The organism is Streptomyces fradiae (assembly GCF_041270065.1).
Classification (GTDB): domain Bacteria; phylum Actinomycetota; class Actinomycetes; order Streptomycetales; family Streptomycetaceae; genus Streptomyces.
Map to the genome: position 1 here is coordinate 4259048 of NZ_CP065958.1, position 24538 is coordinate 4283585.

General features: G+C 71.3%; 24 protein-coding genes. 8 read left to right on the forward strand and 16 right to left on the reverse strand.

Annotated elements, in window-relative coordinates:
* Positions 1-22 precede the first annotated feature (22 nt).
* Positions 23-331, reverse strand: a complete 309-nt coding sequence (locus tag JAO84_RS19330; RefSeq protein WP_046908545.1) for a hypothetical protein — start codon at positions 329-331, stop codon at positions 23-25.
* Between the two features lie 356 nt (positions 332-687).
* On the opposite strand from JAO84_RS19330, the gene JAO84_RS19335 reads away from it, so the two are divergent.
* The 4 genes from JAO84_RS19335 to JAO84_RS19350 all read left to right on the forward strand — a co-directional run bounded on the left by JAO84_RS19335 (position 688) and on the right by JAO84_RS19350 (position 4078).
* Entirely contained in the window at positions 688-1719 is a 1032-nt protein-coding gene (locus tag JAO84_RS19335) for an NlpC/P60 family protein (RefSeq protein ID WP_370413992.1), read from the forward strand.
* 192 nt (positions 1720-1911) lie between these two features.
* Positions 1912-2622 carry a phosphatase PAP2 family protein gene (locus JAO84_RS19340; RefSeq protein ID WP_370413993.1) on the forward strand — a complete coding sequence of 237 codons (711 nt, stop codon included), beginning with the start codon at positions 1912-1914 and terminating at the stop codon, positions 2620-2622.
* A gap of 335 nt (positions 2623-2957) precedes the next feature.
* Positions 2958-3770, forward strand: a complete 813-nt coding sequence (locus JAO84_RS19345; protein WP_370413994.1) for a hypothetical protein — start codon at positions 2958-2960, stop codon at positions 3768-3770.
* Positions 3771-3892: 122 nt separating this feature from the next.
* Positions 3893-4078 carry a hypothetical protein gene (locus JAO84_RS19350; RefSeq protein WP_370413995.1) on the forward strand — a complete coding sequence of 62 codons (186 nt, stop codon included), beginning with the start codon at positions 3893-3895 and terminating at the stop codon, positions 4076-4078.
* Between the two features lie 14 nt (positions 4079-4092).
* Here the strand turns inward: JAO84_RS19350 and JAO84_RS19355 are convergent, their stop codons facing one another.
* A complete protein-coding gene (locus JAO84_RS19355; protein ID WP_370413996.1) occupies positions 4093-4458 on the reverse strand; it encodes a metal-sensitive transcriptional regulator in 366 nt (121 codons plus the stop codon).
* Positions 4459-4665: 207 nt separating this feature from the next.
* Between JAO84_RS19355 and JAO84_RS19360 the strand changes: the two genes are divergently transcribed.
* Together JAO84_RS19360 and JAO84_RS19365 are read left to right on the forward strand one after the other, a co-directional pair.
* Positions 4666-5286 (forward strand): DUF47 domain-containing protein, encoded by a 621-nt coding sequence (locus tag JAO84_RS19360; protein ID WP_265867459.1) that lies wholly within the window; start codon positions 4666-4668, stop codon positions 5284-5286.
* Between the two features lie 6 nt (positions 5287-5292).
* Positions 5293-6291, forward strand: coding sequence for an anion permease (locus tag JAO84_RS19365; protein ID WP_370413997.1), 999 nt, complete (start codon positions 5293-5295; stop codon positions 6289-6291).
* Between the two features lie 251 nt (positions 6292-6542).
* Here JAO84_RS19365 and pstB read toward each other — a convergent pair whose 3' ends face one another.
* The 11 genes from pstB to mshD all read right to left on the reverse strand — a co-directional run bounded on the left by pstB (position 6543) and on the right by mshD (position 18278).
* Positions 6543-7319 (reverse strand): phosphate ABC transporter ATP-binding protein PstB, encoded by a 777-nt coding sequence (gene pstB, locus JAO84_RS19370; RefSeq protein WP_265867457.1) that lies wholly within the window; start codon positions 7317-7319, stop codon positions 6543-6545.
* A gap of 53 nt (positions 7320-7372) precedes the next feature.
* Complete coding sequence (gene pstA / locus JAO84_RS19375) at positions 7373-8443, reverse strand: phosphate ABC transporter permease PstA (protein WP_265867456.1); 1071 nt, start codon at positions 8441-8443, stop codon at positions 7373-7375.
* Positions 8440-9414 (reverse strand): phosphate ABC transporter permease subunit PstC, encoded by a 975-nt coding sequence (gene pstC, locus JAO84_RS19380; RefSeq protein ID WP_370413998.1) that lies wholly within the window; start codon positions 9412-9414, stop codon positions 8440-8442. The genes pstA and pstC overlap by 4 nt, the downstream gene beginning before the upstream one ends.
* Before the next feature lie 154 nt (positions 9415-9568).
* Complete coding sequence (gene pstS / locus JAO84_RS19385) at positions 9569-10705, reverse strand: phosphate ABC transporter substrate-binding protein PstS (protein ID WP_265867454.1); 1137 nt, start codon at positions 10703-10705, stop codon at positions 9569-9571.
* 252 nt (positions 10706-10957) lie between these two features.
* Positions 10958-11365: an NUDIX hydrolase gene (locus JAO84_RS19390; protein ID WP_370413999.1), complete on the reverse strand. Its 408-nt coding sequence runs from the start codon at positions 11363-11365 to the stop codon at positions 10958-10960.
* Positions 11362-12342 carry a CHAD domain-containing protein gene (locus tag JAO84_RS19395; RefSeq protein ID WP_370414000.1) on the reverse strand — a complete coding sequence of 327 codons (981 nt, stop codon included), beginning with the start codon at positions 12340-12342 and terminating at the stop codon, positions 11362-11364. The genes JAO84_RS19390 and JAO84_RS19395 overlap by 4 nt, the downstream gene beginning before the upstream one ends.
* A gap of 139 nt (positions 12343-12481) precedes the next feature.
* Positions 12482-14851 (reverse strand): RNA degradosome polyphosphate kinase, encoded by a 2370-nt coding sequence (locus JAO84_RS19400; RefSeq protein ID WP_370414001.1) that lies wholly within the window; start codon positions 14849-14851, stop codon positions 12482-12484.
* Between the two features lie 212 nt (positions 14852-15063).
* Positions 15064-16014 (reverse strand): ABC transporter permease, encoded by a 951-nt coding sequence (locus tag JAO84_RS19405; RefSeq protein WP_370414002.1) that lies wholly within the window; start codon positions 16012-16014, stop codon positions 15064-15066.
* Positions 16011-16853 carry an ATP-binding cassette domain-containing protein gene (locus JAO84_RS19410; RefSeq protein WP_370414003.1) on the reverse strand — a complete coding sequence of 281 codons (843 nt, stop codon included), beginning with the start codon at positions 16851-16853 and terminating at the stop codon, positions 16011-16013. The genes JAO84_RS19405 and JAO84_RS19410 overlap by 4 nt, the downstream gene beginning before the upstream one ends.
* The gene (locus JAO84_RS19415; protein WP_370416810.1) at positions 16850-17251 is read right to left on the reverse strand and encodes a GntR family transcriptional regulator; all 402 of its coding nucleotides are present in this window, start codon (positions 17249-17251) and stop codon (positions 16850-16852) included. Before JAO84_RS19415 ends, JAO84_RS19410 begins: the two co-directional genes overlap by 4 nt.
* A gap of 100 nt (positions 17252-17351) precedes the next feature.
* Entirely contained in the window at positions 17352-18278 is a 927-nt protein-coding gene (gene mshD / locus JAO84_RS19420; RefSeq protein ID WP_265867448.1) for a mycothiol synthase, read from the reverse strand.
* 212 nt (positions 18279-18490) lie between these two features.
* Here mshD and JAO84_RS19425 point away from each other — a divergent pair, with 212 nt between their 5' ends.
* Both JAO84_RS19425 and JAO84_RS19430 read left to right on the forward strand, forming a co-directional pair.
* Positions 18491-20335, forward strand: a complete 1845-nt coding sequence (locus tag JAO84_RS19425; protein ID WP_370414004.1) for a bifunctional UDP-sugar hydrolase/5'-nucleotidase — start codon at positions 18491-18493, stop codon at positions 20333-20335.
* Between the two features lie 129 nt (positions 20336-20464).
* Positions 20465-21325, forward strand: a complete 861-nt coding sequence (locus JAO84_RS19430) for a phosphatidylinositol-specific phospholipase C (RefSeq protein ID WP_370414005.1) — start codon at positions 20465-20467, stop codon at positions 21323-21325.
* On the opposite strand, the gene JAO84_RS19435 is transcribed toward JAO84_RS19430, so the two are convergent.
* The 3 genes from JAO84_RS19435 to JAO84_RS19445 are packed head-to-tail and all read right to left on the reverse strand — an operon-like array spanning position 21290 to position 24535.
* Complete coding sequence (locus tag JAO84_RS19435; RefSeq protein WP_370414006.1) at positions 21290-22723, reverse strand: ATP-binding protein; 1434 nt, start codon at positions 22721-22723, stop codon at positions 21290-21292. The two genes, JAO84_RS19430 and JAO84_RS19435, sit on opposite strands and share 36 nt — an antisense overlap.
* A complete protein-coding gene (locus JAO84_RS19440) occupies positions 22720-23469 on the reverse strand; it encodes a response regulator transcription factor (protein WP_370414007.1) in 750 nt (249 codons plus the stop codon). Before JAO84_RS19440 ends, JAO84_RS19435 begins: the two co-directional genes overlap by 4 nt.
* Before the next feature lie 31 nt (positions 23470-23500).
* On the reverse strand, positions 23501-24535 hold the full coding sequence (locus JAO84_RS19445) for a S1C family serine protease (RefSeq protein WP_370414008.1): 1035 nt from the start codon (positions 24533-24535) through the stop codon (positions 23501-23503).
* Positions 24536-24538: the final 3 nt, after the last annotated feature.

A 24538-nucleotide genomic window follows, 5' to 3' on the forward strand; every position in this document is an offset into this window, starting at 1 on the left:
GACCTCGGTGGTGAGAAACGGGTTAGACGGCCATCCCGTACACGATGGTGAAGAGCGTCCCCAGGGAGCCGATGATGAAGACTCCGGTCAGGCCGGCCACGATCAGGCCCTTGCCCTGTTCGGCGCTGAAGGTGTCGCGCAGGGCGGTGGCCCCGATACGCTGCTTGGCCGCGCCCCAGATGGCGATGCCGAGGCAGAGCAGGATGGCCACGGCCATCACGACCTCGATCATCACCTTGGCTTCGGCACCGAGGCTCCCGAAAGGCCCCCAGTTCGGGGCGATTCCACCGATGATGGTGGTGATGTCGCCCTTCTCGGCCGCCAGGTACATGTAACTCACCGCCCCTGTTGGGTAGTTCGTCGCCCCTGCCAGACGGCATGGGTCGTCGACCTATCTTCGCTGATGAAACCGCTCGCGTGTGACGGCTTGACGGCTCTCTTTACCCGATCACCGCACAGTTGACCGATCCGACCGTCTTGACCTGCGACGGTGTGGCCGGTTTGTATGCGAAGACGCGTATGGTCACTCTGTGTATCACGGAGGGTGACTCCGGGCAATGATTGTCGTTGTGGCACCTTTGGGGCGGTGTCTTTCCGTTCCGTCCGGTTCGTCCACGCCCCATCGGGCGGCCGGCCTCCTAGACTGGACGGCCGGGCGTACTGGCAGGGACCGAGGGGTGGTTGACGGTGCGTAAGGCACGCGGGGCCTGGCTCGTGGCGGGTGGGGCGGTCGGGGTCTGCCTCAGCTTCGTCGCGCTGCTCGTCGTCGGGACGTACTCCGCGGCCGCCGGGATGCTCGGCGCGGCCGGGAACGGGAAGGGCGGGGCCGTCGCGCTGGCCAAGGGGGCCGTGCCGGCGGCGTACCAGGGCCTGGTGCAGCAGTGGGGGAACCTGTGCCCCGCGATCAACCCCGCGCTGCTCGCCGCGCAGCTGTACCAGGAGAGCGGCTGGAACCCGACCATCGTCTCGCCCGCGAACGCCCGCGGCATCGCGCAGTTCATCCCGGGCACCTGGGCCGGGCACGGCATCGACGGGGACGGCGACGGGGACCGGGACGTGTGGGACCCGAAGGACGCGATCCCGTCGGCCGCCTCGTACGACTGCGAGCTGGCCGGGTACGTGAAGGACGTGCCGGGCGACCGGACGAACAACATGCTGGCCGCGTACAACGCCGGGGCGTACCGGGTGATCCGGTCCGGCGGGGTGCCCGCGATCAGCGAGACGCAGAACTACGTGCGGATCATCCGGTCCCTGGAGAAGAGCTTCGCCCGGCCCGTCGGCCGGGTCGACCCGTCCAAGCAGGCCGCCGGGGCGATCTACTACGCGCAGCAGAAGCTCGGCACGCCGTATCTGTGGGGCGGTACGGGCACGGCCGCGCAGAACGGGCGGTTCGACTGCTCGGGGCTCACCCAGGCGGCGTACGAGTCGGTGGGGATCACGCTGCCGCGGGTCGCCAACGACCAGTACAACGCCGGGCCGCACCCGGGCCGGGACGAACTGCTCCCCGGTGACCTGGTCTTCTTCTCGGACGACCTGACGAACTCCCGGGCCATCCGGCACGTCGGCATCTACGTCGGCGGCGGCTACATGATCGACGCGCCGCGCACCGGCGCCGTGATCCGCTTCGACCGGATCGACACTCCGGACTACTTCGGGGCGACCCGGGTCACCAAGGACGGCGCCGCGGCGCTGCCCACCCACCTGCCGCAGCAGCAGTAGGCCGGGTTTGCGGAACCGGGGACTCTCCGTGAGGCTCCGGCCCTGAGCTGCGACGGCCCGTCACCTTTCGATAACGTCGTAGTGATCTTGGGCGGAGAGCGGAACGCTGCCCTCGGGCGGATCGTTTCCGATCCGACCACTCTGACCACGGGGGTTGGACACCACCAACACGGAAGCAAGGGGCCGCAGCAGATGGCTGGACTCGCATCGGACGGTTCGAACCCCGATGTCAGCCTGCTCTACGACATCAACGGGCTGGCGAAGGCCGCCCCGCCGTGGTTCGACCGCGTCATGGAGTTCATCGGCGAGTACGGCATCGTGCTCGGCCTCCTCCTCGTGGTGCTCGGCTGCTGGTGGAGCGTGCGCAGGCGGGCCGCGACCGGTGACGCCGTCGCCGGCGTCGCCGGGCTGCTCTGGGCGCCGCTGGCGGCCGGCATCGCACTGCTCGTCAACATCCCGATCCGGGGCTTCGTCGAACGGCCCCGGCCCTTCAAGGACCACCAGGGCCTGGAGGTCCTGGTCCCCGGCAAGACGGACTTCTCGTTCGTGAGCGACCACGCGACCCTGACGATGGCCCTCGCCGTCGGTGTCTTCATCGCCCACCGGCGCTTCGGGCTCCTCGCCATCGGCCTCGCCCTCGCCGAGGGCTTCTGCCGGGTCTACATGGGCGTCCACTACCCGACCGACGTGCTCGGCGGCCTCGCCCTCGGCACCGCCGTCGCCCTGCTCCTCGCGCCGCTCGCGCTGGCCCTGCTGACCCCGCTGGTCTCCGCCGTCGCCCGCGCCCCGCGCGGCACCCGGCTGGTCCGCTCCCGCCGCGCCGCCGAACGCCTCGCCGTCGCCGATGCCCCGGTCGTCCCCGAGCCACGCCTCGACGCCGGCGAGAGCGACCTCGCCGCCTGAGCCGGACCCCCAGCTGTACCGACACCCCCGCCACCACGGCGGGGGTGTCGTGTTCCAGGGCCTTCCAGGGCTCTTCCCTATGCGGTACGGCCCGCCGCCTGCTCCGTGTGTTCCGTCGCGTCCGTACGCGCACGGTCCCGGGATCTTCGTGCCGGGCCGCGCCAGCCGCAGCTGCAGCGGGCGTAGGCGAACGAACCGCGTTCCGTGGTCTCCGTGTGATGCGGCGCCTCGTCATGCACGTCAACACCGTACTGCGCGTGACGGGGCGTCCGGACCGTCGTTATCCGATGGGCGGGATCCGGACAGCGGCGGCAGTTGTTGGGGGTTGGCAGGCGATGGTGGTGCGGCAGGGACACACGGGCGGGGCGTGGGCCGTCGCCGCGGCGCTGCTGGTCGGCGGCTGCGCCGGGGGCGGCGAGGACGACGCCGTACCGGGCGGGGACGACCCGGCCGGCACCGTGCGCGCGGCGGCCGAGGGGCTGACCCGGGCCGGGTCCTCGCGGGCGAGCACCTCGATGGAGATGGCCACCGGCGGCACCCGGGTCACCATCCGGGGCGAGGGCAGTTACGACTTCCGGCGCCGCACCGGCGCCCTGCAGGTGGTGCTGCCCAAGGACGCCGCCGGGGAGAGCGAGCACCGGCCGATCACCGAACTGCTCGCGCCGGGCGCGCTGTACATGAAGAACCGGGGCGCCGGCGTGCCCGCCGACAAGTGGGTGCGGGTCGACACCACGACCCTCGACGACGGGAACCTGGTCACCGGCGGGGCCACCGACCCGGCCGCGGCGGCCGAGCTGCTGCGCGGCGCGCGGGACGTGACGTACGCGGGGGAGACCGAGCTCGCCGGCGTGAAGGTGTGGCACTACCGCGGGACGGCGGACATCGGCGAGGCCGCGCGGCTTGCCTCGCCGCAGGTGCGCGGGGCGCTCGCGGCGGCGGCGAAAGGGTTCACCACGGACACCGTGCCCTTCGACGCGTACCTGGACGCGGAGGGCCGGCTGCGCAAGGTGCGCCACCGCTTCAGCTTCAGCAACCAGGGCCGTACGGTCGCGGTCGCGTCGACCACGCTGCTCTACGGGTTCGGGGCGCGGGTCTCGGTGCAGCTGCCGGCGCGGAAGGACATCTACGCCGGGAAGATCAAGGCCTGAAGGCGGGTAAGGCCCAGCGGCGGGTGTCGGGCCATGGGCAAATGGTCCAGACGTGTCATGTGCGGTCCGTAGGGCCCTCCCTACGCTGGGAGACCGACGCCGGCAGGAAGAGGTGAAGGCACATGGCTCCGCCGCTCGGTACCGCGACCGTCGCGCTCGGGGATCCCGAGTGCGTGGCCCTGGCCGAAATCGAACTGTGCGGTGAGCTGATCATCGCGGCCTCCGCCGTCGACGGGGAGCGGCTGAGCGCCGACCGCATCGACGAGGTGCTCCGGGTCGGGGTCCCGGTCGGAGCCGTACCCCGCTGACCCTTCAGGTGCGCTCAGGTGCGCATCATGCGCGCGATGGCCTTCGTGGCCTCCTCGACCTTCGCCTCGATCTCGTCGCCGCCCTTGGTGGCCGCGTCCGCGACGCAGTGCCGCAGGTGCTCCTCCAGGAGCTGGAGGGCGAAGGACTGCAGGGCCTTCGTGGAGGCGGAGACCTGGGTGAGGATGTCGATGCAGTAGACGTCCTCGTCGACCATCCGCTGCAGCCCGCGGATCTGGCCCTCGATGCGGCGCAGCCGCTTCAGGTGCTCGTCCTTCTGCTTGTGGTAGCCGTGCACGCCGTGGTCGTGGTCCGTCGTGGGCTGTGCGGTTTCGAGGGCGGTCTCGGGGGTGACCTCGGCCGCCGCCTCGGTGGTGGTCATCGCGTCCTCCCGCGGTCAGGAAAGAAGAGCGTCGGAAAGGGTGTCTATACCCCTCGTGGGTATATGGTACCGATCCCCGCGAATCGGGGCGGGGGCCCGTGCAGATCACTGTGCCTGATGGGCGACACTGAAGGGACGCCGGTTAGCCGTGGCCGGATGATGCGCCTAGCATCAGCCTGACCGATTCCAGCACCCCGAGGACCCCACGTGCGATTTCGTCTGACCCCCAGGGAGACGAGCTTCTACGACATGTTCGCCGCGTCCGCGGACAACATCGTCACGGGCGCCAAGCTCCTGATGGAACTGCTCGGAGCGGACTCCTCCGCCCGGGCCGAGATCGCGGAACGGATGCGGGCAGCGGAGCACGCCGGCGACGACGCGACCCACGCCATCTTCCACCAGCTGAACTCCTCCTTCATCACGCCGTTCGACCGCGAGGACATCTACTCCCTCGCCTCGTCCCTCGACGACATCATGGACTTCATGGAGGAGGCCGTCGACCTGGTCGTCCTCTACAACATCGAGGAACTGCCCAAGGGCGTCGAGCAGCAGATCGAGGTGCTGGCCCGGGCGGCGGAGCTCACCGCCGAGGCCATGCCGAACCTGCGGACCATGGCGAACCTCACCGAGTACTGGATCGAGGTCAACCGGCTCGAGAACCAGGCCGACCAGATCCACCGCAAGCTGCTCGCCCACCTCTTCAACGGCAAGTACGACGCCATCGAGGTGCTCAAGCTCAAGCAGGTCGTGGATGTGCTGGAAGAGGCGGCGGACGCGTTCGAGCACGTGGCCAACACGGTGGAGACCATCGCGGTCAAGGAGTCCTGAGGCTTCGTGGACACCTTCGCTCTGATCGTGACCATCGGTGTCGCGCTCGGCTTCACGTATACGAACGGATTCCACGACTCGGCGAACGCCATCGCCACCTCGGTGTCGACCCGCGCGCTGACCCCGCGGGCGGCGCTCGCGATGGCCGCGGTCATGAACCTCGCCGGTGCCTTCCTCGGCAGCGGTGTCGCGAAGACCGTCAGCGAGGGGATCATCGAGACCCCGACCGGCGACAAGGGGATGGGCATCCTCTTCGCCGCGCTGGTCGGCGCGATCCTCTGGAACCTCGTCACCTGGTACTTCGGGCTGCCCTCGTCCTCCTCGCACGCGCTGTTCGGCGGCATGGTGGGCGCGGCGCTCGCGGGCGGCACGGAGGTCATCTGGTCGGGCGTGGTCGACAAGATCGTCATCCCGATGTTCGTCTCCCCGGTGGTCGGTCTGATCGTCGGCTACCTGGTCATGTGCGTCATCCTCTGGCTCTTCCGCAAGGCCAACCCGCACAAGGCCAAGCGCGGCTTCCGCATCGCGCAGACCGTCTCGGCGGCCGGCATGGCCCTCGGCCACGGTCTGCAGGACGCGCAGAAGACCATGGGCATCGTGGTGATGGCCCTGGTCATCGCCGATGTGCAGCAGTCGGGCGACGCGATCCCGGTCTGGGTGAAGATCGTCTGCGCCGTGATGCTCTCGCTCGGTACGTACGCGGGCGGCTGGCGGATCATGCGGACTCTCGGCCGCAAGATCATCGAGCTGGACCCGCCGCAGGGCTTCGCGGCCGAGACCACCGGCGCCTCGATCATGTTCGGCTCGGCGTTCCTCTTCCACGCGCCGATCTCCACGACCCATGTCATCACCTCGGCGATCATGGGTGTGGGCGCGACCAAGCGGGTCAACGCGGTCCGCTGGGGCGTCGCCAAGAACATCATCCTGGGCTGGTTCATTACGATGCCGGCCGCGGCGATCGTGGCGGCGGTGAGCTACTACATCGTGGCGCTCTTCTTCGGGTGACGAGCGGCGCCACCCGGCCTTGCTGGGGGTCCGGGGGTTATCCCCCGGGGGATGCAGTATCACGATGCCGGCCGCGGCGATCGTGGCGGCGGTGAGCTACTACATCGTGGCGCTCCTCTTCGGGTAACACCCCTGGAACGTGGTTGGGCCCGGCTCCCCTGTGGGGGAGCCGGGCCCTCTCGTTGTCGTACGGCGGCACCGCCATGCAGCACCGTACGACGCCACGCGGCGGAGCCGCATGGGGTATATGGCTATCCGAAGCGGCCGGAGATGTAGTCCTCGGTCGCCTGGACGCTCGGGTTGGAGAAGATGCGCTCGGTGTCGTCCAGCTCGATGAGCTTGCCGGGCTGGCCGACCGCCGCCAGGTTGAAGAAGGCGGTGCGGTCCGAGACGCGGGCGGCCTGCTGCATGTTGTGCGTCACGATGACGATCGTGAAGCGCTCCTTCAGCTCGCCGATGAGGTCCTCGATCGCCAGCGTCGAGATCGGGTCGAGGGCCGAGCAGGGCTCGTCCATCAGCAGCACGTCCGGCTCGACCGCGATGGCGCGGGCGATGCACAGGCGCTGCTGCTGACCGCCGGAGAGGCCGGAGCCCGGCTTGTTCAGGCGGTCCTTGACCTCGTTCCAGAGGTTGGCGCCCTTGAGGGAGCGCTCGACGATGTCGCTGAGCTGGGACTTCTTGTACGAGCCGTTGAGCCGCAGGCCCGCCGCCACGTTGTCGAAGATCGACATGGTGGGGAAGGGGTTCGGGCGCTGGAAGACCATGCCGACGGTGCGGCGCACGGCGACGGGGTCGACCCCGGAGCCGTACAGGTTCTCGTCGTCCAGCATCACCTTGCCCTCGACGCGGCCGCCGGGGGTGACCTCGTGCATGCGGTTCAGGGTGCGCAGGAAGGTGGACTTGCCGCAGCCGGAGGGGCCGATGAAGGCCGTCACGGAGCGGGGCTCGACGGTCATCGAGATGTCGTCGATCGCCTTGTGGTTGCCGTAGTACGCGGAGAGGCCGCTGACGTCGATTCGCTTGGCCATATCAATTCACATCCAGAGGTGCCGCCACTCGGCGGCAGCCGAAAGTCGAGGCCTCAGCGGCCGGTCTTCGGGGCCTTCCAGCGGGCGATACCGCGGGCCACCAGGTTGAGGATCATGACGAAGGCGATCAGGACGAGCGCGGCGGCCCAGGCGCGGGCCACGGCGGCGTCGGTGCCGACCGCGTACTGCTCGTACACGTAGAGCGGCAGGGAGGACTGGGCGCCTTCGAAGGGGTTCGGGTTGATGAGCTTCGTACCGAACACGAGGAGGAGTACGGGGGCCGTCTCACCGGTGATGCGGGCGACCGCGAGCATGACGCCCGTGGTGATGCCGCCGATCGCGGTGGGCAGGACCACCTTCAGGATCGTGCGCCACTTGGGGATGCCGAGGGCGAGGGAGGCCTCGCGCAGCTCGTTCGGGACGAGCTTGAGCATCTCCTCGGTGGAGCGGACCACGACCGGCATCATCAGGATCGCGAGGGCCATCGCGCCGGCGAAACCGGAGGGGCCGAAGCCCAGGATCAGGTTCCAGGTGGCGAGGACGAAGAGGCCCGCGACGATCGACGGGATACCCGTCATGACGTCGACGAAGAAGGTGACGGCGGAGGCGAGCTTCCCGCCGCCGTACTCGACGAGGTAGACCGCGGTGAGCAGGCCGATCGGGGCGGCGATCAGGGTCGCGATGCCGACCTGCTCGATGGTGCCGAGCAGGGCGTGGTAGACACCGCCGCCGGCCTCGGCGTCGAGGACGCCGTTCATGGAGTGGCTGAGGAAGTACGGGTCGAGGACCTCGATGCCCTTGCTGATCGTGACCCAGGCGAGGGAGAGCAGCGGGACGACGGCGAGGACGAAGCAGACCCAGACGAGGCTGGTCGCGACCCGGTCCTTGGCCTGGCGGGCGCCCTCGACCTTGGTGGTGATGGCGAAGGTGGCGAGGACGAAGATCAGCGCGGCGATCAGGCCCCACTGAACCTTGCTGTGCCAGCCGGCGCCGAGGCCGATGCCGATGCCCGCGGCGATGGAGCCGACGGCGATCGCGGCGGGGGTCCAGCGCGGGAGGTGGGCGTGGGCGAGCGGGCGGCGCGGGGCGACGGCCACCGGACGGTCCTGTACGGCGTGGCTCATGCGTTCGCCCCCGAGTACTCCTTGCGGCGCGCGATGATCATGCGGGCGGCGCCGTTGACCAGCAGGGTGATGACGAAGAGGACGAGGCCGGAGGCGATCAGGGCGTCGCGGCCGTACTCGTTGGCCTCGTTGAACTTCGCGGCGATGTTCTGGGCGAAGGTGCCGCCGCCCGGGTCGAGCAGGTGGCCCGAGAGCAGGAAGCTGGGGGAGAGGACGACGGCGACGGCCATCGTCTCGCCGAGGGCGCGGCCCAGGCCGAGCATCGAGGCGGAGATGATGCCGGAGCGGCCGAAGGGCAGCACCGACATGCGGATGACCTCCCAGCGGGTGGCGCCGAGGGCCAGTGCGGCCTCCTCGTGCATCCGCGGGACCTGGAGGAAGACCTCGCGGGTCACGTTGGTGATGATCGGGAGGATCATGATCGCCAGCAGGATGCCGACGGTGAACATGTTGCGGGCGACGCCGTCGCTGGACTTGTCGAAGATGTACGTCCAGCCCAGGTACTGGTCGAGCCACTGGTTCAGGCCGTCCAGGTACGGCACCAGGAAGATCGCGCCCCAGAGGCCGTAGATGATGCTGGGCACGGCGGCGAGCAGGTCGACCACGTACGCGAGCGGCTTGGCCAGCTTGCGCGGGGCGTAGTGCGAGATGAAGAGCGCGATGCCGATGGCGACCGGCACGGCGATGAGCATCGCGATGATCGAGGAGACGATCGTGCCGAAGGCGAGGACGGCGATGCCGAAGACCGGCGGGTCGCCGGCCGGGTTCCACTCGAAGGTGGTGAAGAAGTTCGTGCTGTCGTCGGAGATCGCGAGGACGGCGCGGTAGGTGAGGAAGACCGCGATCGCGGCCATGATCACGAGGAGGGTGATGCCGGAGCCGCGGGACAGGCCGCTGAAGACGCGGTCCCCGGGGCGGGTCGCGCTCTTGGCGCGCCGGCTCCTTTGTATGTCTGGTGTGGTGGAAGCCATCTGAGTTTCTCCGGTCTGCGGGGGCCGGTACGGACGGCGCGCGAGCGAGCGAGCGAGCTGCGGCGCGTGCGTACGGTCCGGTCCCCTGGCGGCGGTGCACCGGATGCCGGGGACGGCCCCCCTACGGGAGATGAGGGGCCGTCCCCGGTCGGGGTCAGGACAGGGTGGGGACGATCTCGCGGACCTTGGCCGCGATCTCGGCCGGGAGCGGCGCGTAGCCGGCGGCGGGCAGGACCTTCTGGCCCTCCTCGCTGACGGTGTAGTTCAGGAACGCCTTCAGGGTCGAGAGGGTCTCGGCCTTGTTGCCCTTGTCGCAGGCGATCTCGTACGTGACGAGGGTGATCGGGTAGGCGCCCTCGGCCTTGGTGGCGTAGTCGAGGGAGAGCGCCAGGTCGCTGCCGGTGCCCTTGATCTTCGCGGCGCCGATGGCCTTGGAGGCGTTCTCGGCGGTGGCGGCGACCGGGGCGGAGGCGCCGGTGTTGATGCTGACCGTGCTGATCTTGTTGGCGGTCGCGTAGGAGAGCTCGAAGTAGCCGATGGAGCCCTCGGCGTCCTTGACCGCGGTGGCGACGCCGGAGGAGCCGTTGGCGGCCTGGCCACCCTGCGCCGGCCACGACTTCGACTTCGGGTCGTACTTCCAGTCGGCCGCGGCGGCGGTCGAGAGGTACTTGCCCAGGTTCTGGGTGGTGCCCGACTCGTCGGAGCGGTGGAAGGCCTGGATGGTGGAGTCGGGGAGCTTGGCGCCCGGGTTCAGCTTGGCGATCGCCGCGTCGTTCCACTTGGTGATCTTGTTGTCGAAGATCTTGGCCAGGGTGGGGGCGTCCAGGACCAGGTTGTCCACGCCGTCCAGCTTGTAGCCGATGGCGATCGGGCCGCCGACCATCGGGAGGTTGACGCCCTTGCCGCCCTTGCAGATCTTCTGCGACTCGGCGACCTCTTCGTCCTTCAGGGCGGAGTCGGAGCCGGCCATGGCGACCTGGCCCTGGTTGAACTTGGTGATGCCGCCGCCGGAACCGATCGGCTGGTAGTTGATCTCGACGCCGGAGCAGGCGGCCTGGAAGTTCTTCACCCACAGGTCCATGGCGTTCTTCTGCGCGCTGGAACCGGCCGCGAGCAGCTGGCCCTTGGCGCCGTCGCACTTGATGTTCGACGCGGCGGCCGAGGTCTTGCCGCCGTCCTTGGTGGGCTCGTTGTTGTTGTCCGAACCACACGCCGAGAGGACGAGCGCGCCGGAGACGACGAGGGCACCGATCGCGGAGGCGCGAAGCCCGTTCTTACGCGAAAGCTTCACTTTCGGCTGTTCCTTCCAGAAGTCGCCTGCCGTGGACCGTGGCGTCCTGAACGTTGTACGGCGGCGCGTGTCGGGGTGGTCGGTGCATCACTGGGTTCCGCACCGTGTACGACCGAAATTAGGCAGAACAGGTGAAGCGGTCGACGGAGGAGAGTGAACGGGAGGTGAACCATGCCGTAAGCCCGGGTGTGGTCGCTCGGGTGCGGTCGCCGAGGTCTGGTCGCCCGGGCCGGGGGTGTGGCGTGGCGCGGGTTACGAGGGCCGGCTGGCGGTCGTCGCGAGGAGGGCGTCCAGGAGCTCGCGGTCGCGGGCCTGGCTGAGCCGGGCGCGGGCCGCGGCCGGGGGCAGCCAGAGCAGGGCGTCGACCTCGCGGCCGGGCGTGAAGGTGCCGCCGAGGGCGCGGGCCGCCCAGTAGTGGACCTCCTTGGGCCGGCCCTGCGCGAGGTACTGCACGGAGGGCAGCCGGGCGCCCAGCTCGCAGCTCTGGCCGGTCTCCTCCTCGACCTCGCGCACCGCGCAGGCGGCCAGGGTCTCGCCGCGCTTGAGCTTGCCCTTCGGGTGCGACCAGTCGTCGTATTTCGGCCGGTGGACGAGCGCGATCTCGATGCCCTCGCCCGGCTTGGCCCGGCGCCACAGGACGCAGCCCGCCGCCAGGATCACGGCACCGCCGCCGTGGCGCGGGTCCAGGCGCGCTGGAAGGCGAAGCGGGCGGCCTCGACCTCGTGGCGCTGGTCGGCGTGGAGGACCCCGAGGGCGTACGCGGTGGCCGGGGCGATCCGGGGGGTGCGGGCGGCGGCGGCCGCGGCGGCGGCGGCTTCGGCGGCGTCCCTGTGCCGGTCCAGGGCGCGGGCCGCCTCGTACAGCACCGGGTCGGGATCGGTGCCGCGCAGCACCTCGCCGGCGTAGCGGTGCAGCCGCAGCAGGCCGCGGGTCTGGTGCCAGGGGGTGTCCTGGGCCTCGCCGGCGGCGAGCGCGAGGGCCTCGGCGTTGTACGGGTGGGCGGCGCGGGCCAGCGGCAGGGCGCCGATCGCGTCGAGCAGCCGGTGTTCGACGACGCTCGCGGGCGCCTGGAGCACCTCGGCGGCGCGGGCGGCGCCGGCGGGACCGAACGGCACCTCGGAGGCGAGCAGGGCGACGGCGTCGGCGACGGCGTGGAAGCGGGAGGAGCCCAGGGCCTGGAGGGCGGCGGAGTGGGCGCGGGTCCGGGCGAGGGTCAGCTGCCGTTCGAGCAGGGCGCCGGCCCGGGCGGCGCCGACGGCCAGGCCGCGGGCGGCGCTGTCCGCGGTGCGCGGGGCGGGCACGGGTCCGTCGCTCGACAGCCGGGACAGCGCGTCCATCAGGCGGACGAGCCGGGCGGTGCAGGCGTGCTCCAGGGCGAGGGTGCCGGAGAGCCAGGCCAGCTCGGCGCGGAGCTGGTCGGCCCAGCCGGTGTCGAGCAGCGGCCGGAAGGTGTGGAGGGTGCCGCTGATCCGGCGGGCGGCCGCCCGCAGGGTGCGGGCGGCCTCCTCGGCGCCGGCCGAGTCGGCGCCGCTCTCGGTGTGCAGCCGCAGGCCGCGGAGGAAGTCCGCGGCCCGCCCGTGCAGATAGGGGGCGAGCACCTCGCCGGCGGAGAGCTCGCCCGCGGAGACCTCGGGCACGTAGACCTCGGGCGAGGTCGCGGCCGGGGCCGCGGACCCGGACCCGGACCCGGACCCGGACCCGGACCGAGACCCGGACCGAGACCCGGACCGGGACCCGGACGCGCCGGTGTCCGGCGCGATCGCCGCCGAGGTGATGTCAGGGTTGTGCACGCCGGCGCCTCCGCGCGTCGATGAGCATCTCCTGGACGTGCCGGAGCGGCTGGCCCTCGGGGTCGGTCGCGTGCCGCGTCCAGTTCCCGTCCGGGCCCAGGTGCCAGGAGGAGGTGGTGTCGGACATCCCGGTCTCCAGGAGCCGGGTCAGGGCGGCCCGGTGGGCGGGGTCGGTGACCCGGACCAGGGCCTCGATGCGGCGGTCCAGGTTGCGGTGCATCATGTCGGCGCTGCCGATCCACACCTCGGGCTCGCCGCCGTTGCCGAAGGCGAAGACCCGGGAGTGCTCCAGGAAGCGGCCGAGGATCGAGCGGACCCGGATGTTCTCGGACAGGCCCTCGACGCCGGGGCGCACGGCGCAGATGCCGCGGACCCAGACGTCCACCGGCACACCGGCCTGGGAGGCGCGGTAGCAGGCGTCGATGACGGCCTCGTCGACCATCGAGTTGACCTTGATCTTCACGTACGCGGGCCGGCCGGCCCGGTGGTGGGCGACCTCCTTGTTGATCCGCGAGACCAGGCCGTCGCGGAGCGACTTGGGCGCGGTGAGCAGGCGCCGGTAGGTCTCGCGGCGGGAGTAGCCGGAGAGCCGGTTGAAGAGGTCGGAGAGGTCCGCGCCGACCTGCGGGTCGGCGGTGAGCAGCCCGAGGTCCTCGTAGAGGCGGGCGGTCTTGGGGTGGTAGTTGCCGGTGCCGACGTGGCTGTAGCGGCGCAGCGTCTCGCCCTCCTGGCGTACCACCAGGGAGAGCTTGCAGTGGGTCTTCAGGCCGACCAGGCCGTAGACCACGTGGCAGCCGGACTCCTCCAGCTTGCGGGCCCACTTGATGTTGGCCTGCTCGTCGAAGCGGGCCTTGATCTCGACCAGGACGAGGACCTGCTTGCCGGACTCGGCGGCGTCGATGAGGGCGTCGACTATCGGCGAGTCGCCGGAGGTCCGGTACAGCGTCTGCTTGATCGCGAGGACGTCCGGGTCGGCCGCCGCCTGCTCCAGGAAGGCCTGGACGGAGGTGGAGAAGGAGTCGTACGGGTGGTGGAGCAGCACGTCGCGCTCGCGCACCGCGGCGAAGATGTCGGGCGCGGACGCCGACTCGACCTCGGCGAGGTCGCGGTGGGTGCCGGCGACGAACTTCGGGTACTTCAGCTCGGGCCGGTCCAGGGACGCGATGCCGAAGAGGCCGGTGAGGTCGAGCGGGCCGGGCAGCGGGTAGACCTCGGCGTCGGAGATCTTCAGCTCGCGGACGAGCAGGTCGAGCACGTACGGGTCGATGGACTCCTCGACCTCCAGGCGCACCGGCGGGCCGAAGCGGCGCCGCATGAGCTCCTTCTCCAGGGCCTGGAGCAGGTTCTCGGCGTCGTCCTCCTCGACCTCCAGGTCCTCGTTCCTGGTCACCCGGAACATGTGGTGGGCCAGCACCTCCATGCCCGGGAACAGCTCCTCCAGGTGCGCGGCGATGACGTCCTCCAGGGGGACGTAGCGCTCGGGGGAGGCCTCCAGGAAGCGGGAGAGCAGCGGCGGCACCTTGACGCGGGCGAAGTGGCGGTGCCCGCTGACCGGGTTGCGCACGACGACGGCGAGGTTGAGGGAGAGCCCGGAGATGTACGGGAAGGGGTGCGCCGGGTCGACGGCCAGCGGGGTGAGGACCGGGAAGATCTGCTGGCGGAACAGGGTGAAGAGGCGCGCCTGCTCCTTCTCGGTGAGCTCGGGCCAGCGGATCAGGTGGATGCCCTCGTCGGCGAGGGCGGGGGCGACGTCCTGCTGGTAGCAGGCGGCGTGCCGGGCCATGAGCTCGCGCGAGCGGGTCCAGATGAGGTCGAGCACCTCGCGGGGCTGCAGGCCGGAGGCGGAGCGGGTGGCGACGCCGGTGGCGATGCGGCGCTTGAGGCCGGCGACCCGGACCATGAAGAACTCGTCGAGGTTCGACGCGAAGATCGCGAGGAAGTTGGCCCGCTCCAGGAGCGGGGTGTTCGGGTCCTCGGCGAGCTCCAGGACCCGCTCGTTGAAGGCAAGCCAGCTGCGCTCCCGGTCCAGGAACCGGCCCTGCGGCAGTTCGCCCCCGGAGCCGTCCTCCTCGTACGCGTCGAGGTCGGCGTCCAGGTCGGGCGCGAGGTCGCTCACGGCGGCGCCGTTGACGGCGTGCGGCCGGTGTGCGGCTATGGAGCCGAGGGAGGGCTGCATCTCGGGCTTCGCGGCCTTGTCGGGCGCCGTGACGGGCGTCTTGCCGGACGCCTTCGCGGGCGTCTTCGCAGGCGTCTTCACGGGCGACTTGGCAGGCGTCTTCGCGGTCGTCTTCGTGGACGTCTTGGCGGACGACGGGGTGGACGACTGGACCGGGACCTCGGCGGGCTGCTGGCTCATGGCCCCATTCTTCCGCGCGAAGGGCTGGTCGGGCGCGTCGGAGCGGGCCGTGGGGGAAGGGAGTCTTCCTTTGGGAAGTCTGCCCCTCGGGTGGGCGGGCACGGAGCGCTTCATTGCGTGAGCGTCGCAAGCGCGTCTGAATGGTTGGTAACGGGGACGTGACGTGAGGGAATCGGGGGCGGGGCCGGGTCGGGGCCCCGCCGCTGGCGTTCCTACGGAAGCCGGGCGCGCAGGACCCGGAAGGCGGCGAAGGCCGCGAGGGCGGCGAGGGCGAGGAGGATGCCGCCCTCGATGAGCTGGGTGGGCCAGTAGTGGGAGTACGGGTGGTAGTCGACGTACTGGCCGGTGACGTTCTTGGCGGCCAGGCACTCGGCGGGGCTGTTCCCCAGGTCGTGGCAGGACCACTCCTCGATGCGGCGTCCTTCGGCGGTGAGCAGACCCGTGTCCATCATGAGGCCGTTGCCCGGGACGAGGAGGGGGCCGGTCCGCATGTTCATGGGGCCGGTGACCGTCCCGACGCCGAGCCAGCTCCAGCGCAGGTTGCCGAGGACCAGCGTGACCACGCCCATGACCAGGCCGGTCGCCGCCATGGCGACGAGGGTGCGCCGGACGAGCAGGCCGACGAGGGTGCCGACGGCGACGGCCGCGAGGACGTATGCGAGGAGGACGACGCCCGTCGCCTCGTACGGGCCGCGGTCGGCCCAGTTGAGCTGGTACGTGCCCGCGACGCGGCTCCAGCCGATCCGGAAGACGCCCATCAGGGCGAGGGTGAGGCCGGTGGCGGCGCCCGTGGCGGTGAGGACCTTGGCGCGGAGCCAGGCCGCCGGGGCGGTCGACTGGGTGAGGGAGAGCCGGTACGTCCCGGACTCGAACTCGCGGGCGATCAGCGGGCCCGCGACGAAGGCGCCCACGAACAGCGGCAGCAGGATCGTGCCCATGCCCGCGTAGTCCATGGCGATGCGCAGCGTCTCGTAGCCGCGGCTCTCGTCGGCGGGCCACCGGCTGCCGTCCGGCAGCACCCGGTCGGGGGTCTGTCCGTCCCAGATCCGCAGGCCGCCGACCACGGCGAGGGCGAGCAGGGCGAGGGCGCCGGCGGCCCAGAGGGTACGGCGGTACTGGCGGACCGTCACCCAGTACGGGCCCTTGAGGGCGAGAGCGCTCACGCGGCGGCTCCTTCGGTGGTGCGGAGGTGGGCGAGGAGGAGGTCCTCCAGGGAGGGTTCGCTGGTTTCCCACGGTCCTTCGACCGGGCCCGCGGGGCGGATCAGCGCGGTGAGCTGGCGGCCCGTGGTGCGGGACTCGACGACCGTGTGCGGGGCGAGGTCGCCGATCGGGCCGGTGAGCAGGGTGTGGGCGGCGAGGAGTTCGTCGACCGCCCCGTCGAGGCGGACCCGGCCGCCGTCGAGCAGCAGGAGGTGGTCGCAGGCGCCCTCCAGCTCGGTGAGGATGTGCGAGGACATGACGACGGTGGTGCCGTGTTCGGCGGCGTCGGCCAGGAGCAGGCCCATCAGCTGGTGCCGGGCCAGCGGGTCCAGGTCCGCCATCGGCTCGTCGAGCAGGAGGAGTTCGGGGCGCTTGCCGAGGGCCAGGGCGAGGGCGACCCGGGTGCGCTGACCGCCGGAGAGGCGGCGCACGAGCGTGTCGGAGGAGAAGCCGCCGCCGTCGACGACCCGGCGGGCGGCGGCCTCGTCCCAGCGGCCCGGGTTCAGCTCGCGGCCCATCCGCAGGGTGTCCGCGACGGACAGCCGGGGGTGCAGCGGCTTGTCCTGCGCCACGTACGCCAGCTTCTCGCGGGGCGGGGCCGTGATCGTGCCCTCGGTGGGGCGGAGCAGGCCCGCCGTGAGGGCGAGGAGGGTGGACTTGCCGGCGCCGTTGGGGCCGACCAGGGCGCAGACGCGGCCGGCGGGGAGGGCGAGGTGGCAGCCGCGGAGCGCCCAGGACCGGGCCCGGCCTCCGTACCGTACGCCGATGCCCTCCGCCCTCAGCGCGATGTCCTCACTCATATGTCCCCCTCGAAGAGTTCGTTCAGTACGGATGTGAAGAGCGCGGCCACGTCGTCCCGCTCCAGGCCCGCCTCGCGCGCCCGTCGCGCCCACGCGGCGAGTTCGCCGCGCAGCGGCGAGTCGGCGGGGCCGGTGGCGAGGGTGCCGAGAGTGCCGAGGGTGGCGCGGACGAAGGTGCCGAGGCCGCGGCGGGCCTCGACCAGGCCTTCGCGTTCCAGCTCCCGGTAGGCCTTGAGGACCGTGTTCGGGTTCACGGCGGTGGCCTCGACGACCTCGCGGGCGGTCGGCAGCCGGTCGCCGGGCTCCAACAGGCCCATGCGGAGGGCCTGTTTGGTCTGCTGGACGATCTGGAGATAGGTGGCGACCCCGCTGCGGCGGTCGATCCGGTAGGCGAGCACGTGCGCTTGCACCACCCTTTCACTAATCAAGTAGTGAAAGGGTGGTGCAAAGAAGGGGGCGGTGTCAACCGCCCCCTCGCTCCGCCCTACTGACGGGGTCTCAGGACTCCGTGCGGTACATCAGGTCCACCTCGTGGGTCCGGAAGCCCAGGCCCTCGTACACCCGCACCGCCGCCGTGTTGTCGGCGTCCACGTACAGCATCGCCGTCGGCAGCGTCTCCGCCGCCAGATGCCGCAGGCCGATCGCCGTCAGCGCCTTGCCCAGGCCGCCGCCCTGCGCGCCGGGCAGCACGCCCACCACGTACACCTCGCCCAGCTGCTCCTCGGCGTGCACCTTCGTCCAGTGGAAGCCGACCAGCCGCCCCTCGCGCTCCGCGAGGAAGAACCCCTTCGGGTCGAACCACGGCTCCGCGATCCGGTCGTCCAGGTCCCGCTGGGTCAGCGACCCCTGCTCGGGGTGGTGGGCGAAGGCCGCCGCGTTCACCGCGAGCCAGGCCGCGTCGTCCTGACCCGGTACGAAGGTGCGCACCGTCACGCCCTCGGGCAGCACCGGCTCCGGGATGTCCAGCGGCACCAGCGCCCGGCGCAGCTGGCGCAGTTCGCGGAACAGGGTCAGGCCGAGCACCTGCGCGAGGTGCCGGGCCGCCGACTTGCCGCCGTGCGCCCAGACCCGCAGCCGCTTCCCGGACGCGTCGAGCAGCGCGGTGCCGAGCGCCCGGCCGTGCCCGCGGCCCCGGTGCGCCGGATGCACCACCAGCTCCGCCGCCGGCGCCTCCACCGGGTCGGTCTCCTCCAGCTGGGCGTAGCCGTACAGATGCGGGCCGACCGTCAGGAGGAAGTGCCGTACGCCCTCCCGCCGCCCGTGCCGCAGATACAGCCGCCCCTGCTCCGACACGGCGTGCACGCCGTCGGCGCGGTCGGCGGCCTCGAGGAGGTCGAGGACATCACTGATCTGCTCGGGGCTCAGCTCTTCGTAACTCTTGATCTGCCGTCCGGGTTCGAGGGCCGGCGCCGCGTCGGAAGTCATGCCTCCGAGCCTACGGCTGTGCCGTCCGACCCCGTGGGAGATCACCCGGAGACTGTCAGGTGGGGAGGGCCGGGGTCGGGGAGACGTGAGCGGATTCAGCGGAGAAGTGAGCAAAGTCAACCAGCTCGTAACCCGCACCCCCCTGTTGCGCTACGCGCGTTGACCCTAGGCTGCGCGGGCAACACCGGAGTCGTTCAGGGAACTGGGGAGAAATGGCAGCGACACGGAAGAAGAACAAGGCGGGGCGGCGCATCCTCGCCCTCGGGGCGGGACTCGCCACCGTCGGCGCGCTCGTGGCGGCGATGCCGGCCGGCGCCTCGCAGGACCGCGCCGCGGACGCCGGGTACGGCAACGGCAAGGGCTGGGGGCGGATGGTCGACGTCCAGCTCCTCTCCTTCAACGACCTCCACGGCAACCTGGAGCCGCCGACCGGCTCCTCGGGCCGCCTCACGCAGCTGAACGAGGACGGCACCACCAAGACCATCGAGGGCGTCGGCGGCGTCGAGTACCTCGCCACGCACCTGCGCCAGGCCCGTCAGGGGAACCGTTACTCCATCACCGCGGCCGCGGGCGACATGATCGGCGCCTCGCCGCTGGTCTCCGGCCTCTTCCACGACGAGCCGACCGTCGAGGCGCTGAACAAGCTGAAGCTCGACGTCACCTCCGTCGGCAACCACGAGTTCGACGAGGGCGGGCGCGAGCTCGCCCGTCTGCAGAACGGCGGCTGTCACCCGGTCGAGGGCTGCTACGAGGAGGGCAGGACCTTCTCCGGCGCGCACTTCCCGTACCTCGCGGCGAACGTGACGGACGAGAAGACCGGCCGTCCGATGCTGGACCCGTACTACATCTGGGAGCGCGACGGCATCAAGATCGGCTTCATCGGCGTGACCCTGGAGGGCACGGCGGACATCGTGAACGCCGACGGCATCAAGGGCCTGAAGTTCGGCGACGAGGTCGAGACGATCAACAAGTACGCCAAGGTGCTGGAGCGCAAGGGCGTGAAGTCGATCGTCGCGCTGCTCCACGAGGGCGGCATGCCGGCCTCCGGCGCGTACAACTACGACTGCGACACCCCGGGCGCGGGCGCCGGCATCTCCGGCCCGATCGTGGACATCGCCAAGAACGTCACCCCGCAGGTCGACGCCCTGGTCACCGGCCACACCCACCAGTCGTACGCGTGCACCATCCCGGACCCGTCCGGCAAGCCGCGCACCGTCACCTCGGCGGCCTCCTTCGGCCGGCTGTACACCGACACGACGCTGACCTACGACCGGCGTACGAAGGACATCGTCCGCACCGCCGTCGCCTCCGCGAACCACGTCGTCACCCGTGACGTGACCCCGGCGAAGGACATGACCGACCTGATCAGCCGCTACAAGACGCTGTCCGCGCCGGTCGCGAACCGTGCGGTGGGTCACATCTCGGCCGACATCGAGAACCCGCTCCCGGACCCCAAGAAGCCGTTCGCCGACGTCGAGCGGCCGGCCGGCAACCTGATCGCCGACGCGCAGCTGGAGGCCATGGCCCCGGCGGACAAGGGCGGCGCGCAGCTCGCGCTGATGAACCCGGGTGGCATCCGCATGCCGCTGACCTACGCGCAGTCCGGTGGTGAGGGCGACGGCGTGGTGACCTACGCCGAGGCGTACGCCGTCCAGCCGTTCACCAACATGATGACGACGGTCGACCTGACCGGCGCCCAGCTGATCACCACGCTGCAGCAGCAGGTCAGCGGCGCGAACCTGGCCGCCCCGAAGTACCTGCAGGTGTCGAAGGGCTTCACGTACACCCTGGACACGACCAAGACCGGCGCGGACCGGATCGTGGTCGACTCGGTGAAGCTGAACGGCGAGGCGATCGACCCGGCGAAGACCTACCGGGTCGCGATGAACGAGTTCCTGGCGGCCGGCAGCGACGGCTTCCCCGTGCTGAAGGAGCACAAGAACAAGCTGGTCGGCGCCTCCGACCTGGACGTGCTCGTCGCCTACATGACCGCCCACTCCTCGGCGAGCGCCCCGCTGGCGCCGCCGGCGCTGGGCCGGATCACGATCGTGAAGTAGTCATTGCAGCAGTCAGAGGGGCGGTGTCCGCGTGGCGGGCGCCGCCCTTCGGCGTACCCGCGTACCCGGCGGTAATCACCCGGCGCACGACTCTGGCAGGGGCACGTCAAGCGCTGTCATAGTGCCGCCATGGACCGACGACGCTTTCTCGCGGGCGCCGCCGCAGCCGGTGCCGCACTCCTCGTGGGCACCCCCTCCGCCCGGGCGGCCACCGCCCTCGGGACGCAGGACTGGATGGCTGCCTACGGCGACCCCACCCCGCTCCAGAAGCTCACGATCCCCGGAACGCACGACTCCGGGGCCCGCTACGGCGGGCTGTGGACCGAGTGCCAGAACACCACCATCGCCCAGCAACTGGACAGCGGCATCCGCTTCCTGGACATCCGCTGCCGGGTCACCGGCGGCTCGTTCGCCATCCACCACGGGTCCTTCTACCAGAACATGATGTTCGGCGACGTCCTCGTGGCCTGCTGGAACTTCCTCGCCGCACACCCCTCCGAGACCGTCCTGATGCGGGTCAAGCAGGAGTACTCGACCGACTCCGACGCCACCTTCCGGGCGATCTTCGACGACTACCTCGACAACCGCGGCTGGCGCCCGCTGTTCCGCATCGGCGACGGCGTGCCCACCCTCGGCGAGGCCCGCGGCAAGGTCGTGCTGCTCGCCGACAACGCGGGCCTGCCGGGGCTGCGCTGGGCCGACGGACGGTACTTCGACGTGCAGGACGACTACCAGGCCGAGCCGTTCGCCAAGTGGCCCAAGATCCGTGACCAGTTCCGCGAGGCGGCCGGCCGGCCCGGCCCCTTCTACGTCAACTTCGTCTCCACCGCCGCCGGCCTCCCGCCCCGCTGGAACGCCGACCGGCTCAACCCGCAGGTGCACTCCCTCATCGACGGCGAGGGCGCCGGCTGGAAGGGCCTCGGGATCGTCCCGATGGACTACCCCAACACCCGCTCAGGACTCGTCGAGTCCCTCATCCGCCACAACTGAGTCCCCAGCCGCCGGCGGCGGTGTCGGCGCCCCCGGCAGCCGCACCGTCGCCACCGTCCCGCCGCCCCCGTCCGCCGCCGGGGCCAGCGCGACCGAGCCGCCCGCCTGCCCGACCGTACGGGCCACGATGGACAGGCCGAGACCGGAACCCGGCAGGCTGCGCGCCGACGGCGAGCGCCAGAAGCGGTCGAAGACATGCGGCAGCTCGTCCGCCGGAATGCCAGGACCGTGGTCCCGCACGGTCAGCTCGCCGCGCATCAGCCGCACCTCGACCGTGCCGCGCGGCGGCGAGAACTTCACCGCGTTGTCCAGGACGTTCACCAGGGCGCGCTCGAGCGCCGCCGGCTCCGCCCGTACGTACCAGGGCGCCAGATCCGTCTCGAAGCGCAGCTCAGGACCGCGCAGCCGGGCCCGGTCGAGCGCCGACCGCAGCACCGTGTGCAGCGGTACGACCTCCAGGGGTCCGAGCGCCGCCGCCTCCGGCCGGGACAGCTCCTGCAGGTCGCCGATCAGCGCCGCCAGCTCCGTCATCTGCGCCTTCACCGAGGCCATCAGGGCCCGTCGGTCGTCCGGCGGCAGCGCGCGGCCCGTCTCCTCGCTGCGTGCCAGGAGTTCGATGTTGGTACGGAGCGAGGTCAGCGGCGTGCGCAGCTCGTGGCCCGCGTCCGCGATCAGCTGCGCCTGCCGGTCCCGGGAGGTCGCGAGCGCCGCCGTCATCGCGTTGAACGAGCGCGAGAGGCGGGCGATCTCGTCCTCGCCCTCCACCGGGATCCGCACCGTCAGGTCCTCGGTCGCCGCCACGTGCTCGACCGCCCCGGTCAGCCGGTCCACCGGCGCGAGCCCGGTGCGCGCCACCCACAGCCCGGCCGCGCCCGCGCCGACCACGCCGATCCCGGAGACCAGCAACAGCACCCAGGCCAGGGTGTTCATCGAATTGCCGATCTCGGACAGCGGACGGGCCAGCGACACCGCCGCGTCGGGCCGGGACGGGTCCGCGTAGGTGTAGACGCGCATCTCGCGCCCGTCGCCGTCCTTCGTCGTGTGCAGGGCGTCGTCGAGCAGCCGGCGCGCCACCCCCACGTCCGAGGCCTGCGCCGGGATCGCCGCCTTGCCCGACGTGCACACCGTGCCGTCGGTGAAGACCAGCTGCACGGTGTACGGCGGCAGCGGCGGCGCCTGACGCCCGGTCCGGCAGCCGGCGATCACCATCGTCAGATAGCCGTTGTCCACCTTGGTGCCGCGCAGCCCCGAGTCCAGCTCGTGCTCCAGCTGCGCCCGGGTCACGAACCAGCAGGCCAGCGACACCGCGGCGACCGCGACCGCCACCGCGAGCGCGGTCAGCAGCGCGAGCCGGGAGCGCAGCGGCCGGGCCCGGAACCAGGCGACGGGGCTGGTCATTCGGCGCCTCCGCCGCGCAGGACGTAGCCGACGCCCCGCACGGTGTGCACCAGGCGCGGCTCGCCGCCCGCCTCGGTCTTGCGCCGCAGATACATCACGTACACGTCCAGGGAGTTGGAGCTCGGCTCGAAGTCGAAGCCCCACACGGTCTTGAGGATCTGCTCCCGGGTGAGCACCTGCCGCGGGTGCGCCAGGAACATCTCCAGGAGGGTGAACTCGGTACGGGTCAGCTCCACCGGCCGCCCGGCCCGGGTCACCTCGCGGGTCGCCAGGTCCATCCGCAGGTCCTCGAAGGCGAGGACGTCCTCGGCCACGGCGCCCGCGGTCGCCGCCGCCTGCTGCGCCGCGTACGAGCTGCGCCGCAGCAGGGCGCGGATCCGCGCGAACAGCTCGTCCAGCTCGAAGGGCTTCACCAGATAGTCGTCGGCGCCCGCGTCGAGGCCGGTGACCCGGTCGCCGACGGTGTCGCGGGCGGTGAGCATCAGGATCGGCACGGTCGAGCCGGACGCGCGGATCCGGCGGGCGGCGGTGAGCCCGTCCATGCGGGGCATCTGGACGTCGAGGACGACGAGGTCGGGGTCGTACGACTCCAGTTTGGCGAGCGCGTCGAGCCCGTCGACGGCGTCCTCGGTCCCGTACCCCTCGAAGGCGAGGGAGCGCCGCAGGGCCTCGCGGACGGCGGGCTCGTCGTCGACGACGAGGATGCGTTCAACATCGTTCCGTGCATCGTTCTGCTGGCCGGTCATGGGGTCAGCGTCCCACGTGTGCTCCACGTGATCAGCTGTCGCCGCCCGAGCGCAGGGCGTCCAGGTCGGCCTTGACGGTGTTCACCGGGATCGCGAATCCGAGGCCGACGCTGCCGGCCGTGGAACCGCTCGAAGAGCTGGGCGAATACATGGCCGAATTGATGCCGATGATCTCGCCGTTCATATTGATCAGCGCGCCGCCGGAATTCCCGGGATTGAGGGAGGCGTCGGTCTGGATCGCCTTGTACGTGGTCTTCGAGGAGCCGGTGTCGCCGTTGAACTGCTGCCCGCCGAACTCGAACGGCCAGCCCTGGCGCGGGTCCCACTGCTGCTGGCCCTGACCGTCGCCCTGGCCGCCGTCCTGGCCGCCGTCCTGGCCGCCGTCCTCCTTGGCGACGGTCACATCGCGGTCGAGCGCCGAGACGATGCCGCTGGTGACGGTGCCGGTCAGGCCCTCGGGGGAGCCGATGGCCACGACCTCGTCGCCGACCCGCACCTTGGACGAGTCGCCGAGCGTGGCGGTCTTCAGTCCGGACGCGCCCTGCAGCTTGATCAGCGCGAGGTCCTTGTCGGGGTCGGTGCCGACGACCTTCGCGGTGTACGTCTTGCCGTCGCTGAGCTGCACGCTGATCTGCGAGGCGCCGGAGATGACGTGGTTGTTGGTGACGATCTCGCCGTCGGAGGTGATGATCACGCCCGAGCCGGTCGACTTGCCGGAGTTCGAGCTCGCCGAGATCTCCACGATGGACGGGGACACCGCCTGGGCCACGCCGGCGACGGTGCCCTTGCTGCTCGCGGAGACGTTCGTGCCGCTGACGGCGCCGGACGCGGTCGCGGTCCCGCCGTCCGTCCAGCGCTCGACGAGGGTCGCGGTCCCGCCGCCGACCGCCGCCGCGGCGATGGCCACGGCGGCCATGAGACCGACCCCGCGCTTGGCACGGCGGCGCGGCGAGGGCGCGGGGGCTTGGGTGTACGTGGTGTACGGCTCGTACGGGGGCCGCGGCGGGTAGTACGGCTGCTGCTGCGGCTGGGGCTGCTGCGGCTGGGGCTGCGTGTCGTCCGTCATGGC